The following is a 19,279-nucleotide window of genomic DNA, read 5'->3' as shown; positions in this document are numbered from 1 at the left end:
AATGATCTAAAAATTATCATATAATATACTTCTTTGTTTTCACTTCTATTTCAGAGCCTTCTGCAAGCATTACTGAAATAGGTTCCTGATGATTCAGGCATTCAAAATCTTTTCCGTAGACTTTATGAAAATCAATTTCTAATTGATACTCTTTTACCTCATAACAGTCCCATTTCGGGTGGCATACTTCATATTCTGAGGTGCTGTTTTCTTTTTTGGTAAAACCAAAATAATGTTCTGTAATAAATTCAAATTCTGAATCGGCCTTCATTGGTTTTGCAATTCTGTCTGTAGTCAACTGAATAGAGTGCCAGCTTTTATCTTTCCATGAGTATTTAATCAATAATTCATCTTCTTTCTCGTGAATTATATTTTTCATAGGCATGGTATGATAATTTTCCTTGTAAACAGAATTCGCCACAAAACTTAGTCCTGGTTTTGGAACTATTTCCTTGATGAAGACTACTCCTCTTTTCCAGATTCCATTTTCTTTTTTCTTTACATAAAATCTAAGGTTTACTTCTTCAAAATTCCGATGAAAAGGAATTGATATGCCTAATAGTTTTGTATTTAAAAACATGAATCCTACTAAGCTTACGTAACATTTATCTTTATAGAAATCCAGTTCTGTCCCGTCAGGCAGATATTTTAATAATAGGTCCGGATTGATCTCGTAATTGATGATGGCCAGTTTTCGCCATTCGGCTTTTAAAAAATTCATAATTGGTGTATTAGGGTATTCAATGAAGCATTCTTCTGTCTATGTTAAATTAAAGTCTCACAATCAATAGTTGTAGAGGTGGATTCTGCTTTATTTTTTATCAGCATTGATTAAGGTTTCTAAATAAATTCTTGACATATCTCAAAAGGTTTTCTTTTTATTTAATTCCGGAAATTTCTGGTCTATTCTCTCTGCCAACTCAGGAAGTCTGATGGTAGGAACTGCGGGAAAAAGATGATGTTCCATGTGATAAAACATACTGAACGTTAATTTATTTTTCCAGAATCCTCGTTGTGTCCTTGCTATATTGGGATTTTCATGGGTATCATGATGAACAGTCCATACGGCGAAGAAAGCCATCAATAATTCTCCAAAAATCATTACCAGAACGTGGTATATCAAAAAATGAACTTGAAAATAAAATACAAGGAATATGACAACGGCTATTGAAGCCAGTTCTAAAAACATATTTTTCCGGTATGTTTTGTTGGCTTTCTTCCATGTAATTTGGTGAATCAAAAACATATGCTTCGGGCCATATAGAATAGCTTCGTACCATTTCATTGAGGCTGATTTCCCTTCATAATCTTCTTCTGAAAGACAAAACTTATGATGCCTGATATGATTGAATTTCACAGCATGAATGGATGCTATCATGGTGATACTGTTCAGGTACAATGACAGCCAGGTCAGAAACTTCCCTGTTCCCAAGGCATTGTGAAAACCATTGTGAACCTGTCTGAGTGCTGTCAGGAAATAAAATCCTGAGAATGGTAATGCCAGCCAATAGTATCCATTGTAAGCTAAAAATAATGAGATCATAAGCCACGGCAGGCTGATGTTATTTTCGATCAGCATTTCTCTCACAGAAAGGTTTTTAAGGTCTTTCCATTCTACTGCTTTTATAAGTTCAATAGGCTTCATGTTTTTAATTTTTAAATGGTTGCCAAAATAATAATACCCAAAGCTGTTATTCTGAATAACATCCATGAAATAGTGGGAAGATAATTCAGTTTCATTATTTTACATCTTCTTATGTGTTCCAGAAACATGATGAACACTACCATTCCAAAGTAAATAAGAGAGAAAACAGGAGAAAAATTGATGATCAAGGCTGGAATTAAAAGAAGGGTCCCTATTAAAGAAACAGTCATCATATTTCCCAGATAATCCCAAATTTTTTCCTTTAAATAGCCTTTCAAAAATAGGGTCTGCCAAAGGATTTGTCCTAAACAAACGGAAAATTCTCTAAAGAAATTCGGGGCCAGATTCACACCAATTTTTCCTGAAAAAACACTTAAAATATAGGCTGAAAAAATTGCTACAAATGCCATATACCCTATTCTGTATTTCAAGTTAAAATCCGGTACACAAGATTGCTCTGTATATTCTTTCTTTGAAGGAATAATCTGTTTTCTATTATAGGAAACAAAGGAATACAGCTTTTTGAAAAACCAATATAGAGGTTGTATCCTGGCTATTTTTGCCAATAAAGGAAATGAATTCCCAATGATTAAAAGCAAACTGTCTAAGCCATAAACCACTTTATTTTGGCTATGATCTACCAAGGCTATCTCATTTTTGGCCCGATTAAAATCCACCAGATTTTTATTTTTCATTGATATTTCGGTAAAGGCTTCTCTACCATCTTCATCAAGCATTCCAGATTTTGTAAATCCTCGGGAATATATAGTACACATCGGACATTCATTGTCGTAGATTAATGTATGGTTTTTGAGCGTTTTCATAGGTCAGTATTTTAGGTTCTTCTATTTCTAAAGTAAAGGATCAGAAATAAATGGATAATAAAATTTTTCATAATTATTATTAATTTAAAACTTTCAGTAATTTTTGAAACTTCATTTGAAATAAAAAAGGATTTTCATCCTTTCTCGTCTATTTTAACAGGTTGGTAATTTTACCTACCAGCCAGTGGTCATCACTCTTTATGGCCAGATCCATAATATTGTTGATTTTCCCGGTTACAGAGCTGAAATCATTCATTAGCTTGATAAATTCTTTGGCTTCTTCGGACTCATCATCATCAATATTTCTTAACTCTTCCAGAAAAGAAATTACCGGTTCAATCTCTCTCTTTCTACGTTCCTTTGTAATTTGCTTGAAAAGATACCAAACATCTTTTTCTGCTACAAAGTACTCTTTTCGGTCTCCTTTTATGAATTCTTTTCTTACAATTCCCCAGTCTATCAGGGCTCTAAGATTCATATTGGCATTCCCCCTTGAAACTTCAAGCTGCTCCATTACCTCATCAGTAGACAAAGGTTTACCACTTGCCAAAAGCAAAGCATGTACCTGTGCCATCGTACGATTGATTCCCCAATTGGTAGCAAACGTTCCCCAAGTCTGAATGTATTTTTCTTTGGCTTCTGAAAGTTGCATTTTGTTTACTTTTTAAGTTTCTGATACAAATGTAATTATATTTTTTGAATTTTCAATAATTATTGAAAATTAATTTTAAAATAAATCTTCTTTTTTAAATCATATTTTAAAACATAGTATTTCAACAGGTTATATAGACTACAAAACCCGTTTTACGGATTGTAAAACGGGTTTGTTTATTAATAGTTCATTTCAAGTATTACTTAATTGCCTTATAGCTTTCAACAAGTTGTATAAATTCTGCTCTGTATCCCTCTTCATCTGTACTTTTTCCCTCCTTGGCAAGGCTTTCTATATTACTGAGATCTTTATTCTTAATGAGTTTTGAATCTCTTAAAACCAAACCAAACCATGCTACAGAAGCAGCAAATTTAAAATCAGGGCTGGTTTTTGAAATGGGTATATTTTCTTTTTGAATGACTTTACTGATCTGCATACTTTGGTTTTCTGCAGGTTTTTTATAACGAAATTTCACTGTTGCCAATTCATTTCCGAAGTCCTTTTCATGGGTTGTCGTTGAATATTTCAATTGAATTTCCTTGGGAAGAAAGTCGGATTCCACTTCTGTAGGGATAATCTCATATAGTGCTGTTACAGTATGCCCACTTCCCAATTCTCCAGCATCAATTTTATCATTTGTAAAGTCTTCATTTCTCAACTTTCGGTTTTCATATCCAATGAGGCGGTAAGACTGTACAAATTTAGGGTTAAATTCAATCTGAATCTTGACATCCTTGGCAATGGTATAGATACTTCCTGCAAATTCTCTTCCTAAAAACTTATTGGCTTCCTGCATGTTGTCTATATATGCATAGTTTCCATTTCCTTTATCAGCCAGTATTTCCATTTTGTTATCCTTATAATTTCCCATTCCGTAGCCTAGGCAAGTAAGGAAAACTCCGGTCTTTCTTTTTTCCTGAATTAATGATTCAAGATCCTTTGTAGAGGAAGCTCCCACGTTAAAATCTCCATCTGTTGCCAGTACAACTCTATTATTTCCGCCTTTAATAAAATTTTTCTGAGCCAGTTTATAGGCCAGTTCAATGCCTGCTCCTCCTGCTGTACTTCCTCCTGCCTGAAGATTATCCAAAGCTTTAATAATTGTTTGTTTTTCCTTAGCAGAAGTAGGTGCCAGTACCATTCCCGCACTTCCTGCATATACTACAATTCCTACTTTATCTTGAGGTCTTAGCTGATCCAGTAAAACTTTAAGGGAAGATTTTAATAGGGGTAATTTATTTTCTGTATTCATAGATCCTGAAACATCAATCAGAAAAATAATATTGGAAGAAGGCAGATTATTCATTGGAATATTTTTTCCTTGTAATCCTATTTTCAAGAGTTTATGATGGGAGTTCCAAGGGGCATCACTGTATTCTGTATTAATAGAAAATGGTTGTTTTTTTTCAGGCTGAGGATAATCATATGTAAAATAATTAATCATTTCCTCTACTCTTACAGCATCTTTATCAACCTTACTTCCATAATTAATCATTCTTCTAACATTAGAATAAGAGGCATTGTCTACATCAATAGAAAAGGTTGATAGCGGCTCATTTTTAGTCAGTTCAAATGGATTTTCAACTAATGCAGTATATTCTTCACTATTATAATCAATATCTTCCTTGATTTTTTCAGCTATTTTTTTTGTTTCAAGGTGATTATTATAAACCCTATTTGACTCAACATATTCTGAGCTACTAGTTATTTCCATTGCAACTGACATTTTGGGTTTCGGACATCCATTATAATCTGGTAGTCCCGGAACTGTAGGACAGGCATCATCCTTATCTAAAACTCCGTCCCCATCTGTATCCGGCCAAGGGCAACCCTTATTTTCAACGGCTCCCATCACTGCAGGGCAGGCGTCGTCTTTATCAATTACACCATCACCATCTGTATCTGGCCAAGGACAGCCATTATTTTCAATAGGTCCGGCTATATCTGGACATTGATCCTGTTTATTAGGAATTCCGTCCTGATCTTTATCTTTTTTGATACCGTATTTTTGAGGTTCCTTTGAAGTATCAGAAACTGTTTGTGTTTTGCAGCTCACCAGTAAAGCAAGACCTACTATGGTTATAAAAGTTTTTTTCATCGGTTATAAATTTCAGGGTGGAAATTATTAAAATAAATTCAAATCGTAAAACTAGAAATGTTTCTTAAACAAGAAAAAGAAATTCCCGGAGAAATTTCTTTTTCTTTATTTAGTATTATTTTTTAATGATCTTAAAAGTTTCCCAGGTGGTATTGGTTCGGATTCGAATCAAATATACTCCCTCAGGATATGATGTCATGTCAATAGTATTCTTGCTTTCTTTTAAGTTTTCCTTTCTCATAATAATTTTGCCTGCAAGATCATAAACAAAGAGTTCATCAATGACATTCGGTGATTTTATTTTGATCATTCCTCTTGTCGGATTTGGAAAAACTACTGTTTTAAAATCAGTTTGATTATCTATTTCGGTTTCCATTTTTTTATTGATATTTTCATTGGAAATCCCCCTGCTACACTCCGGAAGGGTTGCTCTTTGAAGAATTATTCTTAGCAGCAGATCGTTCAATTTCTCAACTTCATAAGAGTCAATCGTAGGTTTAATATGATTATTTCCTATCCCGCTATCATTGGTCAGAAATGTATAGGTTCCGTTTGTGAGTAACGCAAAGTTTCTCATTAAATATTCGGTTTCCTTATTGGTATCGCTTGCAGCCAAAGGAATAATGGTAATCCCTTTTTTAGCGGCCTCTTTTATTTTACTATATAATTTCCGGACATTTTCTTCCGACTGATGGGGCGGTGCATCCAAAATAAGGAACATAATCTTGGTTGAATTTCCACTGCTCCATTTCAATTCATCAATAGAAACCTGCATGGCTTCTACCACTGCTTCCGGAGCATCTCCTCCCCCTGCTGCTTTTTGTTGCTTGATAAATTCTATTAAGTTTTCAGCCTTATCTGAGAAATCAAATTTTCGGGTGACATATTCATCGCCTTTATCTCTATAAAATACGGAACCATATCTTACTTCTGTATTTTTTAAATTGGTTTCTACTTTTCTTAAGACATCCAACAATTCAGATTGTAAGTAAGAAATTTCATCCTCCATGGAACCTGTTGCATCTACTACAAAAGCCAGATCCAGTATCCTTTTTTCCAGACATGATTTATTCATCACAATCAGGTTTTGTCCATTTTTGAACTCCCTTACATCATTATTTATAATCTGACCCGCTGCATCGGATACATAATACTTTTTGGAATCTGAGCTTTCATCGGTCATAGGATTGATCCATAATTCTGCATTCCCTAAATTATCAGAAACAGCTTCCCAGATTACATTTTTCTTATCATCCAATAGCTTTATTCTTTCTCCTACAACCGGTTTTTTATCCTTATTTACCAATTGTACCGAAACTCTCCTGTCAGCAAAGAACTTCCATGTAGTTTTATATTGATCCAGACTTGGTGCTGCTATATCTTTCCAATAATTCCATTTAGAAAAATCATTTACTTCTCCTGCTGTAAGTTGTCCTGCTTTTGGAAGCTCTTTATCTTTTTCTACAGGTTTCTCTGGTAATTCTTCGATACTTTTTGAAGCCAATTCTTCAAATTTTGCCTTTTCAGCTCGTCTTAAACGTTTTGTTTTTATAATAATCACTCCATTACCAGCTCTACTACCATATAATGCAGAAGCCTCTTCGCTTTTAAGAACTTTTATATCTTTAATCCTTTCCGGTTTTATAACACTTAAAGCTTCTGGATTTACAGGTAAACCATTCACCACAACCAAAGGTTTGCGACTGCTTTCACTTATACTTCTTAGTCCCCGAATAGATACCTTTTCATCTTTTCCCGTCTTAGAAATAGATACTCCAGCAATAGTTCCACTGGGTTCTTTTGTTGCTATTCTATCACCCGAAACTGTACTTACACTGGATGATCCGTAAACATCTTTATGTTTGGTACCATATCCTGTGATGACAACCTCTTCAATAGCCCTATCTGAAGTTTCTAAATGACGTTGAATAGGTGGTGGCGGTAGAAATATAGATTGAGCATTGGGTGCTTTTAGCGGTATTGGAACAGGATTACTATTAACCGCTAATTTCTCTGTAGTAGAATTAGATTTATTTTTATATTTTTCTTTTTGAATATTCTCTTTTGTGATACTGTCTATTGATGCTATATGGTTACTTGCAACAGGTTCCTTTAAACTGCTCTGCTCTGCTATTTCCGATTTTACAGACTCTACAGTATTATTTTTGTCAAGAAAATATAAGGCTCCCAAACCAATCATCAAGCTAGCCGCAATCCCATACGGAAACCAGACAGGAATGATTCTCTTTTTCTCTTTTTTCTTATCTAGTTTGTCTTCAATCTTTTCCCAAACTTTATCAAAACCAGGAAAAACCGTTGGCTCATCTGAAAGCTTAGACGCTTCATTGAATTTTTGATCTATATGATTATTTTCCATTGTTGTAAAAGTTTTAAATGTTTTGATTTACCAAAAGTTCCTGTAGTTTTTTCCGGGCAAAATTGAGCTGCGATTTTGAAGTTCCCTCACTGATGGAGAGCATAGAAGCAATTTCCTTATGAGGATATCCTTCGATGGCAAATAGATTAAAAATAGCTCTACAGCCCTCTGGAAGGAAATTCAAAAGATTTAAGATGTCTTTTTCGAAAGAAATATTTTCTACAATTCCCTCTGAACTCCCCATAAAATTCTCATCCAGGGAAATGTGAAGGGCTTTATTAGCTCTTAATTTCTGAAGACATTCATTGACTGCAATTTTCTTTGCCCAAGGTTCAAAGGTGTCAGTATTTTGAAGCTGACCCATCTTTGTGAAGATCTTATAGAATGTATCTGCCAATACTTCCTCTATATCTTCGTCGTTTTTTAAATAGCGTCTGCAGACTGAGTACAGCTTGCCCGCCATCTTCTCATAGACTTTCCGCTGTGCATTGCGGTCGCTACGTTGGCATTCTAGTAATAATTCTCGTTCCATAGTCAGGAGTTATATTAGTATAGATGCAGGAACTTTTGTAAGGGTTGGAAACATCGTCAACTTTTTTGAAATAAAATTTTAAAATCACAATAAAGAACAAATAGATTAATTCATTATTTTATTATTCCAATCTTTATAAGATTTTACTTTTCAATACTTTTATTTTTTAACTTTTTTTTAATTTCAAATTTAACTTTTCCTCTTGTAACAAATCTCTACTAGTAACGACTATTAATGAAATAATCTTTTTATAGTAATGAAAAATGCGAAAATTGCATCATTACTTTTTGTTTTGTCTGCAGGAAGTATGATGTTTGCCCAAGATGACTTAATCAATAAGTTAAAAAACAACCACTCACAAAATGCTAATTTTCAGTTCACCACGCTTAAAGATGTTGGTGCAACTTCTGTAAAGAACCAAGGTTCATCAGGAACTTGCTGGAGCTACTCCGGAAATTCATTCCTTGAATCTGAAATGCAGAGAATGGGCAAAAAGCCTGTGGATCTTGCTGAAATCTTTACAGCAAGAAATTCTTACCATGATAAAGCGAAGTTATACGTTTTAAATAATGGAGCTATCAGTTGGGGTGACGGTGGAGAACTTCACGACGTTATCAATATGTACAAGAAGTACGGTGCTGTTCCTCAGGATGCCTATTCAGGGTTGAAAGCAGGGCAAACAACCAATAACTTCAAGGACATGCAGGGAAAATTAAAACCTGTTCTTGACAGCCTTGTCCAAGCTTCATCTAAAGGAAAGCTTTCTGACAACTGGATGGATTCTGTAGATGCTATTCTTGATGAATATTTAGGAAAAGTACCTGCTAACTTTACTTATGAGGGAAAAAACTATACTCCTAAAACATTTGCCAAGGAAGTAGTGGGAATTAATCCTGAAGATTATGTAGAATTATCTTCTTATAAAGACTATCCTTACTACCAGAAATTTGTAGTTCCAATTCCTGACAACTGGAGCCACGATTCTGACTGGAACGTTCCAATGAAAGATCTTACTGCAATTGTTGACAATGCTGTGAACAAAGGATATTCTATAGGTTGGGCAACAGACGTTTCTGAGCCTTATTTCTCATACAAAAATGGTGTAGCATATGTTCCGGACATGGATCTAGACCAGATTACTGCAGAAAACAAGCAGACTTTGTTTACAGAGCCTAAAAAAGATAAAACCATCACTGAAGATATGCGTCAGAAAGCTCTTAACAATCTTTCTACAACGGATGACCACGGTATGCACATCGTAGGTTTGGCAAAAGATCAGACTGGTAAAGAATATTATATGGTAAAAAACTCTTGGGGAGTAACGAATGACTTCGCAGGATATCTTTATGTATCAAGACCATATGTTGAGTACAAATCAACGGCTATTTTGGTTCACAAGAATGCAATTCCAAAGAGCATCCTTAAGCAGCTAAAGCCAACCAAGAATATTGGTTTATAAGAAATCACTTCTGTCATTTTTGATGACAGTTTTAGATATTTAAATCTGTTAAAAACGCGCTTCCAAACTTAAGGAAGCGCGTTTGCTTTATGAATTTATTTTCCTATCAGATGGAGAAAGTAATCTGCCAAAGAATACATTTTAGGTTGAGAACCGGCTTTGTAATCAATGATTAACCATTTATTCTGAGAGTCTTTTTTATCAAATACATAGTTTTCTTTTGGAAAATCTATTATTTTATGGTTTGTAAAAGTAATCTTGTTGGTAGCTGCTTCCTCTATTTTCGCAGAATAATAATTAGCATCATCTGCAATCGTGTAGAAATTATCTTCTCCTTGTTTTTTCTTAATGTCTTCAATTTCTTCTTCATCAGGACTGAGCATCAATATTATCGAGCTGGTGACTATGGTATCTGCTTTTACTTTATGATCTGACTTTTGGATCAATGATGGTTGTCTTTCTGTCTTTTGACAGGATAATAAGCAAGCTAATAGTGAAAAAGATAAGGTTACGAAATATTTCATATGTTTAATTGAAATGGTTAAAATGGTGTATTTATAGAGTAATTGTATCCGGACATTTGATAAGGTGAACAACCTTTTCTTTATGATTAAATGGATTTTCTGTTTGAATATATTTTCCGGTCTTTTTATAATAGAAACCAAACCATGTTAAATTTATTCTGGATTCATCAATAAATTCAAAGTATCCAACAGGCTTTTTCCTATCCATATTGTCCCAATTTTTCATCTCATCTGGTAATGGAATAATGGGAGGAAAATCAGTAAAATAAAGTTCATATTTATTAGTTCCCACCTTTTTAAGATCAGTATTCATGGAGAACCTTTCCAATACGGTAAATTGCGCACTGGTAATTGCTGATGAAATATACACCCGATTTCTTGCCGTACAGCTCGAAGACCACACTCCTTCGATTCTCTTTACAGAAATATCAGAAATTGTTTTTTTCTCCAGCAGCACAGATGGTTGCTTTCCTTTTCGTTGACCATCACAGGAAAATAGAAATAATGACATCAATATTGTCAACAGTATTTTCACCATAGTTTTTAATCTTTTCATTCTTACAATTTGTATGACATTATTGTCAACTTCTTTTAAGATAATGAGTCTACAAATAAAGGAAAAAATAGAATAAAATAAAATTTTAAAATAATTTCACCAATTAGCGAAAATTATTGTTCAATTAACAAAAAATATTACATTTGTATCAACCAACAAATTATTACAAATGAAAAACCTAAAGAAATTAGCAAAATCAGAATTGAGAAAAATCAATGGAGGAAACGCTCCGGAATGCCCAACGGGTACCCATGAATGTTATTATACGGGTAAAGATGGTTCTCAACGCTGGAGATGTATCCCAGAAACAATGAATTGCCCTTAATTTGTTTCACCAACAAAATCTACACAATATTACATTAATACCAACCAACAAATTATTACAAATGAAAAATCTAAAAAAACTAGCAAAGTCAGAATTGAGAAAAATCAATGGAGGAAACGCTCCTTCCTGTGAAGGCGGGCAAATTGCCTGCCGTCATAAAGCTGAAGATGGATTTCCGGCTTACTGGTCTTGCGAACCCGCAGAACTTGGATGTAGGTAGACTCTAAAATTACAAAACCGGTCCTCAGAAATTCTGAAGACCGGTTTTTAATAAATAGGTGAAAATTAAATATAAAATAAAGTGAATTATGTTAATTAATAGGAATGATAAAGGATGAATATTGCTACACAAGTGAATAAATTATGCTGTAAAAAATTCCTTGCTAGCCTGCTCATTCTTTACCAATTCATATTAAAATAATACGCCCATACTCTCTGCTGAAAAGTCTAAAAGTTCTTCAACGTTTCCGTCTTTGATCTTTTTTACCCATTGGTGATCCTGTAAAATAGCACGTCCTACGGCCACAAGATCAAACTCCTCATTATCAAGTCTTCTCATTAACTCTGTAAGGTCTGTTTTTTCTGTTCCCTGACCTGCAAAAGCATTCAGAAAATCGCCATTTAATCCTACAGAACCCACTGTAATGGTTGGTTGACCAGTAATTTTCTTAGCCCAGCCTGCAAAGTTTAAATCAGAACCCTCAAATTCCGGTTCCCAAAAACGACGTTGTGAACAATGGAAAATATCTACTCCGGCCTCTTTTAATGGTAACAACCAGTCTTCCATTTCATTGGGAGTAAATGCCAACCTAGTCTTATAATCCTGCTGCTTCCATTGTGAAAGACGAAGAATAATCGTAAAGTCCTCTCCTACTGCTTCTCTGATTGCTTTAACCACTTCTACAGCAAACCTACTTCTTTCCTTTAAGGTTTTCCCGCCATATTCATCTGTTCTTGTATTGGTTACTTCCCAGAAAAACTGATCGATAAGATACCCATGGGCACCATGAATTTCAAGGCAGTCAAATCCAAGATCTTTCGCGGATTTTGCAGAAGCTGCAAATTGTGCAATTGTATCCTGAATATCCTCAATAGTCATTGTTGAGGCTTTCTCCATTGGAGTTAAAGGATAGTCTTCAGACATTCTGGTATCTCCTACATGCCAGATCTGCGGTCCCATTTTACCACCATTCTGGTGTACAGTATCTATTACGTTTTTCCAGCCGTTTAAAGCCTCAGTTCCGTAGAAATCCGGAATATTCTGTAGATTTTTTGACCCAGGTCTGTTGATTACAGTTCCCTCGGAAAGAATTAATCCTACTTCTGAAGCAGCTCTTCTTCCGTAATAGTCTGCGATGTTCTGAGTAGGAACTCCATTGTCAGATTGTGCTCTGGTCATTGGAGCCATTACGATTCTATTTTTAAGCTCTAGATTCTTGTATTGAAACGGTTTAAATAATGATGATGTACTCATAATTTAAAATTGTATTTTATAATTGTTACACAAAGTAACTAATAATAGTTCGTTTTTGTATCTTTCATTGAAAAAATAGTGGTAACTTCGCAGTAACTTACATTAGTAACATTAAAGTAACGTATGAGATTTTGGTTTTATATGGCTTAAAAAAAATGTATCTCTATGAAAAAGAACGAATTAATGCAATACAGCTGTCCTCTGGGAAAGGCAATGGCCGCCTTGGGAAGCAAATGGAAACCCATCATTGTTCTGGTTATTAAGGACAGAAAATTACGTTTTGGAGAGCTTGCTGTGCGCATTAATGTCATCTCCAGAAAGGTATTGACTGATCAGTTGAGGGAAATGGAAAGTGATGGATTGATTATCCGTGAAGAATTTAAGGAACTTCCTCCAAGAGTTGAATATTCTCTTACTGAAAAAGGATTGGCCCTTCTTCCAATCTTATATCTTTTGGAAGAATGGGAGGCAAAATATCAAGTGAAAGGACTCTATGATAAGGATTGTAGTCTGGTAGATAAAAAAACGAAAAAGGCTGTCAATGTTTGATAGCCTTTTTATTAGTTCAAATTCAAGTATTTATAAGATAGTTTACATCAATTCTTAGGCTTACTTTTTAAAAATAATGATATTCATTTTTAGTCTTTCTTTATAATCAACATATTGGCAAAAGGTGTGATCTTTTTGTTCTCTGTTATTTTCAATCCGGAAGGTACGATGGCATTTTTCCAGTGTTTCCAGCTTAAAAAATGAAATGCTCCGATATTAAAGAAGATAAAGTTAGTGGCATCTCTAAATTGCTCTGAAACCACAATCAGTCCTCCTTTCTTCAAAACTCTTTTAGCCTCCTTAAAAAACAATACTCTTTTCTGATGATCTAAAACCTCATGAAGAGCGGTCACGGCAAGGATCACATCCTGAGATTCGTCTTCAAATGGCAATGCCTCTACATCAATTTTTATTTCTTTGGGATTGGGGGGAAACGTTTTTTTAGAAACTTCAATACCACTTTCATGTTCATGTCTGTTTCCATAAATATCACAAACCGTAAGTTTCAAATGAGGGTATTTCTCTTCCAATCGTCGGGATAAAGGGTCAAAACTGGCATGAATAAGGACTGCGTTTTCAATTTTGTCCCACTGGATGGTATCTTCCAAATTGTTCAGTTCATACAGATCAGAATGGTCATAAAGCCAATAAGACGCAGCTAGAGAGGCTATGATATTTAAAATAATAAGACCACTCAATCCCCATAGTAACAGGCTAAAAATACTTGAATGAAGCTGAAATGACAGTATCAGAAGAAGAATGGAGACAACAACTCCAAGCAGAATTTTTTTATAATTGAACAGAATAACTAATTTGGTAATTTTCATGGTAGTTTTTAGGATCTCTTGATTTCAAATTTACAAACTTATCCTGCAATAAAATTCACTTTATTTTAAAAAGCACTTTCAAAAAGGTAAGTATAGAACCAAAATGTAAGTATATGGTTTTTGAATTGTTTCTGGTGCAACTTTGCGGAAATATTTACATTATGAATTACAAAGAAATTGCTAAAGAAACCATTGGTCATCTGTATAAAGCCCACACAAGCATTAGAAAGTCCGGTATGGATGAGCAACTTATTGCCCTGGCAGAACTTCGTGTATCTCAAATCAACGGATGTGCTTATTGTTGTAGTTATCATGCGAAGGAATTACTCAACTTTGGCTTTGAGCAAGACACTATTAACAGGCTTCCCGGCTGGAAACACACCCATGCCTTCAATGCTCTGCAAAAGCTTGTTTTAAACTGGACTGAAGCAGTAACCAGTAATGCTAATGATTGGCATGAAATCAAGGAAAAACTTACTGAACATTTTTCTGAACGTGAAATTGTAGAATTAACTGCCAGTATCACTTTAATGAATACTTTGAATAAACTGAGGATTACTTTGGCTGAAGAAGATTAAAAAACAAGGGCTTTCAGAAATCTGAAAGCCCTTGTTGATATTATTTTAATCCCAATTAGAATATCGCAGGATATTTCTGAGGATTTGTTTCATTAAACATGGCGTAGATTTTTTCTACCATATCATCTGTAGATGGCTTGCTGAAATAATCACCATCACTTGCATAGGCAGGTCTGTGATCATTGGCAGAGATTGTCAACGGATCTGAATCCAGATATCTGAAAGCTTTTTGCTTTTCAAGAATCTGCTGTAGGATAAATCCTGTTGTTCCACCTTCCACATCTTCGTCAATCACTACTAATCTGTTCGTTTTCTTAACGCTTTCAGCGATTTCGTGAGATAAATCGAAAGGAATTAATGACTGGATATCGATAACTTCTGCAGAAATTCCTAGTTTTTCTAGTTCATTAGCAGCTTCAGTTACCACTCTCCATGTAGAACCGTAAGTTACCAAGGTAACATCTTTTCCTTCTTTTGTAACTTCAATTTTACCTACAGGAACAGTGAATTCACCTAGGTTATCTGGTTGTTTTTCTTTTAATCTGTATCCGTTCAGACATTCTACAATGATTGCCGGTTCGTCAGCCTGAAGCATTGTGTTGTAGAAACCTGCTGCTTTAGTTAAACTTCTTGGAACCAATACTAAAATACCTTTTGAAAGGTTAAGAATTCCCGCCATTGGAGATCCAGAGTGCCAGATTCCTTCCAGTCTGTGACCTCTTGTTCTGATGATCAATGGAGCTTTCTGACCTCCTTTAGTTCTATAATGTACAGTTGCCAGATCATCACTCATACCTTGTAAACAATAAAGAACGTAGTCCAGATATTGGATTTCAGCGATTGGTTTTAACCCTCTCATTGCCATACCAATACCTTGTCCAAGAATCGTAGCTTCACGAATTCCTGTGTCAGCGATACGTAAAGCACCATATTTCTCCTGCATTCCTTCTAATCCTTGGTTTACATCACCGATGTTTCCGGTATCTTCACCAAAAATTAATGTTTCAGGATATTTTTCAAAGATTTTATCAAAGTTATTTCTAATAACTACTCTTCCGTCTACGTCTTCAGAACTGTCAGAATATACAGGCTTAATTTCCTGAATATTTTCAGCTTTCCATTCAGATTGAGAATATAAGTGAGATGAGTAGTTGTCTTTTTCAACTTCTGCTACTTCATTGTACTTCTGCATCAATTGGTTTCTCTCTGCAGAGTTTGTTCCTCTTGTAGCCAATAAAGCTTTTCTTGCTAAATGGAATACATCTTTCTTAGCTTTTGAAACTAATTTATTGAAATGAGTAATATAAGTTTCTACTTCAGCGTTCTGTCCTTTAAGATTTTCTACTAAAGGTAAAACAGACTGAATTAAATCCTTGATTGCATTCTGATAATTATCCCAAGCTGCTTTCTGTCCTGTCTTAGCTTTCTTTTTGGCTTCTTCGTCAATAGCATCTAATTCTTCGGTAGTAGCAATGACTTCTTCTTTTCCATCAATTTCGATAGAATAGTTAAGAATCCACTCCTTGAATTTTACTAATCCGTCAAACTCAGCTTCCCAAGCAAGACGTGCTTCATTTTTATATCTTTCGTGAGATCCTGATGTAGAGTGCCCTTGAGGCTGTGTAACGTCTATCACGTGAACCACTACAGGAACGCTTTCTGTTCTTGCAAAATGCTCCGCTCTTGCGTAGGCATCTAATAATGCAGGATAATCCCAAGCTTTCACCTGAATAATCTCACATCCTTGGTTTTCTCCTTCTTTTCTCTGGAAACCGCTTAACATTTCGCTGATATCAGCTTTTGCTCTCTGGTTTTTTGTAGGAACTGAAATTCCGTATCCGTCATCCCAAATCGATACAATCATAGGAACCTGAAGTGCACATGCTGCATTTAATGTTTCCCAGAAGTGACCTTCTGCTGTAGATGCATCCCCAATTGTTCCGAAAGCAATTTCATTACCTTCTTTGGAAAATTTTTCTGAACCATCAAATTTTACACTTTTATAAATAGTAGATGCCTGAGCTAGTCCTAATAATCTCGGCATTTGACCTGCTGTAGGAGAAATATCTGAAGAGATATTCTTCTGTGCTGTAAGATCTTTCCAGCTTCCGTCCTCATTTAAACTTCTTGTTGCGAAGTGTCCGTTCATCTGTCTTCCCGCTGAAGCAGGTTCTCTTTCTACGCTTGTATCTGCATACATCTGCGCGAAGAAACTTTCTACTGTTAAGGCATCTATTGCTAATGCAAAAGTCTGGTCTCTGTAATACCCTGAACGGAAGTCCCCATTTCTGAAAACTTTCGCCATTGCCAGCTGAGGAAGCTCCTTACCATCCCCAAAAATTCCGAATTTAGCTTTTCCGGTAAGTACTTCTCTCCTTCCGAGATAAGACATTTCACGAGAAATCCTTCCTAACTTGTAATCTTCAAGTATCTGATTTTTAAAATCTTGAAAGGATATTTGCTGTGTTTCAATATAGGTTGTTTGCATAGCTAAGTAAAAAAGTTTTTAAATCTTCAAGTATTTTGCTAATATACACTTTTTAAATTAATTTTAATTTTTAATAATCTTTTTTAAAAATTTGATAATAAAAAAAATTGTGCTTTATTTTGAAAAAATTTGTAAAGATGGAAAAAAAATCACCTCATATACTGAATGCATCGAGCAATCTTTTAGGGTTTTCATTGATTATCATCACGTCATTGAAGATCACTAAAATCAGCCGCAGTACATATTTAGACGAATTTGCTGGTCTTGCATGTCTGCTTTTTGCATGTAGCTGCTTTTTTTCGTTCCTGGCGATTAGAACGAGAAATAAAAGGCGGGAATACACGTTTGAGAGTATTGCGGATTATTTATTTTTAATCGCTTTATTTTGTATAGTTCTAGCTGTTATTATTGTAACCCTGAAAATTATTTAATTTAAAATTTTCGCTCTATTACATAATCCAGCATAATATGTAAAGATCTTCTTGCTTCAGAATCTGGGAATTCATTAAGAATATCCTTCGCTTTCTGCTGAAAATCTTTCATCACTGTAATCGCGTACTCCAAGCCACCGGAATTTTTGACAAATTCTATCAGTTCTTTTACTCTTTTGGGGTTGTTGTTATAACGCTTAATGGTATCAAAATAGTATTTTCTATCCTTTTCGCCCGCCATTTTCAAGGTGTGAATTAATGGCAGAGTCATTTTTTGTTCCTTAATATCAATTCCTACGGGTTTTCCGATCACGTTTGAACTTAAATAATCAAAAAGATCATCCTTAATCTGGAAAGCCATTCCTGTATAGGTTCCGAAGTCCAGCATTTTTTTGGCAAGAACTTCATCTGTACTGTTGGAAAGAACTCCAATTTCACAGCACGCAGCAATTAAAGTAGCTGTTTTCTGTCTAATAATTTCATAGTAAACATCTTCCGTTATGTCCAGTTTTCTGGCTTTCTCCAATTGAAGAAGTTCTCCTTCGGACATTTCACGGATCGTTCTAGAAATCACTCCAAGCAAGTCATAATCTTTATGGTCTGTGGATAATAAAACAGATTTTGACAAAAGATAATCCCCTACCAAAACCGCAATCTTATTCTTCCATAATGCATTGATAGAGAAAAAATTACGACGTTTAAAACTTTCATCCACTACATCGTCATGTACTAGTGTAGCGGTATGAATTAATTCTATCATGGAAGCTCCACGATAGGTCTTTTCTGTAACATTCCCCACCAGCTTGGCACAAAGAAATACAAACATAGGACGCATCTGTTTCCCTTTAGTGGTAACAATAAAACGAGTTACCTTGTCTAACAAAGGGACTTTGCTCTGCATCGATTCATAAAACTTTTGCTCGAAAAGCTTCATTTCCTCATTGATCGGTTGCTTGATTTCTTCTACGATATTTGCCACAATCTGCGAATGCTGGGTGAATAATTATTAATTCTCACAAAGATAATTTTTTTCGCTCAATTTTAAGAAAAATTAATCCCTGAGTTGCTCTTTTGGAACAAAATAAAGTGACGGCTTTGTACTACCCAGCGGAGATTTGAATTTTTCTCCGGATAGATAAATTCCGGTTTGGTCTACCGCAACTCCCTCAATCTGCCCTATTGACAGGGAACTTCCCAAGTAATAATGCCTTGGTCTTTCTTTAAAGAATATTCCCGGTTCTGTTTCGGTAAAAACATCCAAAAAGACTTCTGTCTTCTTGGTATACCCCACTAAATAGAGTTTTTTCTCAAAATAGGCAGCATCAGTTACCATAAAATTCGTTTTATAGGTTTCTGCTTTTACTGCATCCTGTTTTTCATTTAATTCGGGATCTATTACATAATGCACTGTTGCTTTTGAAGCCCATTCTTTTGTAAAAAGATGAAGTTTTCCGTTGGTATAAACCATTGCTTCCGCATCATAGTCTGTATTAAAGTAAGTAGATTTATAATCAGTTTGTTCAGGATAATGGAACTTAATTTCTTTCAGCTGTCCATTTTGCAGGCTGTCTCCCTGAAACGGAACTTTATAAATGGTAAGATGTCTTCTGCTTCCATCATTGTTTCCAAAGTCACCAATGTAAAAATGGGTACCATCATTCGTCAAAGCTTCCCAATCCGTATTTCTGGCATTCACTTTTAAGGTTTTTATTACTTCTCCTGAGGTGGTATTGATCTCGAATAGTTCCGGAGCGTTTCCACTATCATTAAAGGTGAACAATTTTCCATTAAAGAAATTCAACCCGGAAGTCTCCTGAATTTTATCTTCCAAATGGTTGATTCTATATTTTTTTATTTTCAGAAAATCTGCCTGTTGGGAAAATGCAGTTTGAAAGGCAAGAAAAGCTAATAACAGAAATGTTCTTCTCATAGAGCAAAAA

General features: G+C 34.9%; 19 protein-coding genes. 5 read left to right on the top strand and 14 right to left on the bottom strand.

What is annotated here, in order from left to right:
* Positions 1-16 precede the first annotated feature (16 nt).
* From C7D53_RS05180 to C7D53_RS05150, 7 genes are all read right to left on the bottom strand, one after another.
* Positions 17-721, bottom strand: a complete 705-nt coding sequence (locus tag C7D53_RS05180) for a YqjF family protein (protein ID WP_106915293.1) — start codon at positions 719-721, stop codon at positions 17-19.
* A gap of 141 nt (positions 722-862) precedes the next feature.
* A complete protein-coding gene (locus C7D53_RS05175) occupies positions 863-1,645 on the bottom strand; it encodes a fatty acid desaturase family protein (RefSeq protein WP_106915576.1) in 783 nt (260 codons plus the stop codon).
* Positions 1,646-1,656: 11 nt separating this feature from the next.
* Positions 1,657-2,469, bottom strand: coding sequence for a DCC1-like thiol-disulfide oxidoreductase family protein (locus C7D53_RS05170; RefSeq protein WP_106915292.1), 813 nt, complete (start codon positions 2,467-2,469; stop codon positions 1,657-1,659).
* Positions 2,470-2,617: 148 nt separating this feature from the next.
* Positions 2,618-3,121: a GbsR/MarR family transcriptional regulator gene (locus C7D53_RS05165; protein WP_106915291.1), complete on the bottom strand. Its 504-nt coding sequence runs from the start codon at positions 3,119-3,121 to the stop codon at positions 2,618-2,620.
* 199 nt (positions 3,122-3,320) lie between these two features.
* Positions 3,321-5,219, bottom strand: a complete 1,899-nt coding sequence (locus tag C7D53_RS05160) for a YfbK domain-containing protein (protein WP_106915290.1) — start codon at positions 5,217-5,219, stop codon at positions 3,321-3,323.
* Between the two features lie 115 nt (positions 5,220-5,334).
* Positions 5,335-7,596, bottom strand: coding sequence for a T9SS type A sorting domain-containing protein (locus C7D53_RS05155; protein ID WP_106915289.1), 2,262 nt, complete (start codon positions 7,594-7,596; stop codon positions 5,335-5,337).
* A 13-nt stretch (positions 7,597-7,609) separates the two neighbouring features.
* Positions 7,610-8,128: an RNA polymerase sigma factor gene (locus C7D53_RS05150; RefSeq protein ID WP_106915288.1), complete on the bottom strand. Its 519-nt coding sequence runs from the start codon at positions 8,126-8,128 to the stop codon at positions 7,610-7,612.
* Positions 8,129-8,384: 256 nt separating this feature from the next.
* Between C7D53_RS05150 and C7D53_RS05145 the strand changes: the two genes are divergently transcribed.
* Positions 8,385-9,587 (top strand): C1 family peptidase, encoded by a 1,203-nt coding sequence (locus tag C7D53_RS05145; RefSeq protein ID WP_106915287.1) that lies wholly within the window; start codon positions 8,385-8,387, stop codon positions 9,585-9,587.
* Positions 9,588-9,682: 95 nt separating this feature from the next.
* On the opposite strand, the gene C7D53_RS05140 is transcribed toward C7D53_RS05145, so the two are convergent.
* A complete protein-coding gene (locus C7D53_RS05140; RefSeq protein WP_106915286.1) occupies positions 9,683-10,111 on the bottom strand; it encodes a hypothetical protein in 429 nt (142 codons plus the stop codon).
* A gap of 31 nt (positions 10,112-10,142) precedes the next feature.
* A complete protein-coding gene (locus C7D53_RS05135; protein ID WP_106915285.1) occupies positions 10,143-10,667 on the bottom strand; it encodes a hypothetical protein in 525 nt (174 codons plus the stop codon).
* Positions 10,668-10,836: 169 nt separating this feature from the next.
* On the opposite strand from C7D53_RS05135, the gene C7D53_RS20850 reads away from it, so the two are divergent.
* Both C7D53_RS20850 and C7D53_RS20845 read left to right on the top strand, forming a co-directional pair.
* On the top strand, positions 10,837-10,992 hold the full coding sequence (locus tag C7D53_RS20850; protein ID WP_162926085.1) for a bacteriocin-like protein: 156 nt from the start codon (positions 10,837-10,839) through the stop codon (positions 10,990-10,992).
* A 61-nt stretch (positions 10,993-11,053) separates the two neighbouring features.
* Positions 11,054-11,212, top strand: coding sequence for a bacteriocin-like protein (locus C7D53_RS20845; protein ID WP_162926084.1), 159 nt, complete (start codon positions 11,054-11,056; stop codon positions 11,210-11,212).
* 192 nt (positions 11,213-11,404) lie between these two features.
* Here C7D53_RS20845 and C7D53_RS05130 read toward each other — a convergent pair whose 3' ends face one another.
* Complete coding sequence (locus tag C7D53_RS05130) at positions 11,405-12,466, bottom strand: NADH:flavin oxidoreductase (RefSeq protein ID WP_106915284.1); 1,062 nt, start codon at positions 12,464-12,466, stop codon at positions 11,405-11,407.
* Positions 12,467-12,631: 165 nt separating this feature from the next.
* On the opposite strand from C7D53_RS05130, the gene C7D53_RS05125 reads away from it, so the two are divergent.
* Positions 12,632-13,015 carry a winged helix-turn-helix transcriptional regulator gene (locus tag C7D53_RS05125; RefSeq protein WP_106915283.1) on the top strand — a complete coding sequence of 128 codons (384 nt, stop codon included), beginning with the start codon at positions 12,632-12,634 and terminating at the stop codon, positions 13,013-13,015.
* 89 nt (positions 13,016-13,104) lie between these two features.
* Here the strand turns inward: C7D53_RS05125 and C7D53_RS05120 are convergent, their stop codons facing one another.
* Complete coding sequence (locus C7D53_RS05120) at positions 13,105-13,842, bottom strand: class I SAM-dependent methyltransferase (RefSeq protein WP_106915282.1); 738 nt, start codon at positions 13,840-13,842, stop codon at positions 13,105-13,107.
* Positions 13,843-14,003: 161 nt separating this feature from the next.
* Between C7D53_RS05120 and C7D53_RS05115 the strand changes: the two genes are divergently transcribed.
* On the top strand, positions 14,004-14,420 hold the full coding sequence (locus tag C7D53_RS05115) for a carboxymuconolactone decarboxylase family protein (RefSeq protein WP_106915281.1): 417 nt from the start codon (positions 14,004-14,006) through the stop codon (positions 14,418-14,420).
* 55 nt (positions 14,421-14,475) lie between these two features.
* Here the strand turns inward: C7D53_RS05115 and C7D53_RS05110 are convergent, their stop codons facing one another.
* From C7D53_RS05110 to C7D53_RS05095, 3 genes are all read right to left on the bottom strand, one after another.
* The gene (locus C7D53_RS05110; RefSeq protein ID WP_106915280.1) at positions 14,476-16,908 is read right to left on the bottom strand and encodes an alpha-ketoacid dehydrogenase subunit alpha/beta; all 2,433 of its coding nucleotides are present in this window, start codon (positions 16,906-16,908) and stop codon (positions 14,476-14,478) included.
* Between the two features lie 432 nt (positions 16,909-17,340).
* Entirely contained in the window at positions 17,341-18,318 is a 978-nt protein-coding gene (locus C7D53_RS05100; protein ID WP_106915278.1) for a polyprenyl synthetase family protein, read from the bottom strand.
* A gap of 72 nt (positions 18,319-18,390) precedes the next feature.
* The gene (locus C7D53_RS05095) at positions 18,391-19,269 is read right to left on the bottom strand and encodes a hypothetical protein (protein ID WP_106915277.1); all 879 of its coding nucleotides are present in this window, start codon (positions 19,267-19,269) and stop codon (positions 18,391-18,393) included.
* Between the last annotated feature and the right edge of the window lie 10 nt (positions 19,270-19,279).

The sequence above is a fragment of the Chryseobacterium aurantiacum genome (assembly GCF_003020585.1).
Lineage (GTDB): Bacteria > Bacteroidota > Bacteroidia > Flavobacteriales > Weeksellaceae > Chryseobacterium > Chryseobacterium aurantiacum.
The sequence above is the reverse complement of the archived record's forward strand: the minus strand, read 5'-3'. Positions and strand labels throughout refer to the sequence as shown.

What these genes read in the sequence shown, in the direction of transcription:
- C7D53_RS05155 (WP_106915289.1), bottom strand. Translation starts at nt 7,596, where the DNA reads ATGGAAAATAATCATATAGATCAAAAATTCAATGAAGCGTCTAAGCTT.
- C7D53_RS05125 (WP_106915283.1), top strand. Translation starts at nt 12,632, where the DNA reads ATGAAAAAGAACGAATTAATGCAATACAGCTGTCCTCTGGGAAAGGCA.
- C7D53_RS05115 (WP_106915281.1), top strand. Translation starts at nt 14,004, where the DNA reads ATGAATTACAAAGAAATTGCTAAAGAAACCATTGGTCATCTGTATAAA.
- C7D53_RS05160 (WP_106915290.1), bottom strand. Translation starts at nt 5,219, where the DNA reads ATGAAAAAAACTTTTATAACCATAGTAGGTCTTGCTTTACTGGTGAGC.
- C7D53_RS20845 (WP_162926084.1), top strand. Translation starts at nt 11,054, where the DNA reads ATGAAAAATCTAAAAAAACTAGCAAAGTCAGAATTGAGAAAAATCAAT.
- C7D53_RS20850 (WP_162926085.1), top strand. Translation starts at nt 10,837, where the DNA reads ATGAAAAACCTAAAGAAATTAGCAAAATCAGAATTGAGAAAAATCAAT.
- C7D53_RS05110 (WP_106915280.1), bottom strand. Translation starts at nt 16,908, where the DNA reads ATGCAAACAACCTATATTGAAACACAGCAAATATCCTTTCAAGATTTT.
- C7D53_RS05150 (WP_106915288.1), bottom strand. Translation starts at nt 8,128, where the DNA reads ATGGAACGAGAATTATTACTAGAATGCCAACGTAGCGACCGCAATGCA.
- C7D53_RS05130 (WP_106915284.1), bottom strand. Translation starts at nt 12,466, where the DNA reads ATGAGTACATCATCATTATTTAAACCGTTTCAATACAAGAATCTAGAG.
- C7D53_RS05140 (WP_106915286.1), bottom strand. Translation starts at nt 10,111, where the DNA reads ATGAAATATTTCGTAACCTTATCTTTTTCACTATTAGCTTGCTTATTA.
- C7D53_RS05095 (WP_106915277.1), bottom strand. Translation starts at nt 19,269, where the DNA reads ATGAGAAGAACATTTCTGTTATTAGCTTTTCTTGCCTTTCAAACTGCA.
- C7D53_RS05180 (WP_106915293.1), bottom strand. Translation starts at nt 721, where the DNA reads ATGAATTTTTTAAAAGCCGAATGGCGAAAACTGGCCATCATCAATTAC.
- C7D53_RS05170 (WP_106915292.1), bottom strand. Translation starts at nt 2,469, where the DNA reads ATGAAAACGCTCAAAAACCATACATTAATCTACGACAATGAATGTCCG.
- C7D53_RS05120 (WP_106915282.1), bottom strand. Translation starts at nt 13,842, where the DNA reads ATGAAAATTACCAAATTAGTTATTCTGTTCAATTATAAAAAAATTCTG.
- C7D53_RS05175 (WP_106915576.1), bottom strand. Translation starts at nt 1,645, where the DNA reads ATGAAGCCTATTGAACTTATAAAAGCAGTAGAATGGAAAGACCTTAAA.
- C7D53_RS05145 (WP_106915287.1), top strand. Translation starts at nt 8,385, where the DNA reads ATGAAAAATGCGAAAATTGCATCATTACTTTTTGTTTTGTCTGCAGGA.
- C7D53_RS05165 (WP_106915291.1), bottom strand. Translation starts at nt 3,121, where the DNA reads ATGCAACTTTCAGAAGCCAAAGAAAAATACATTCAGACTTGGGGAACG.
- C7D53_RS05135 (WP_106915285.1), bottom strand. Translation starts at nt 10,667, where the DNA reads ATGAAAAGATTAAAAACTATGGTGAAAATACTGTTGACAATATTGATG.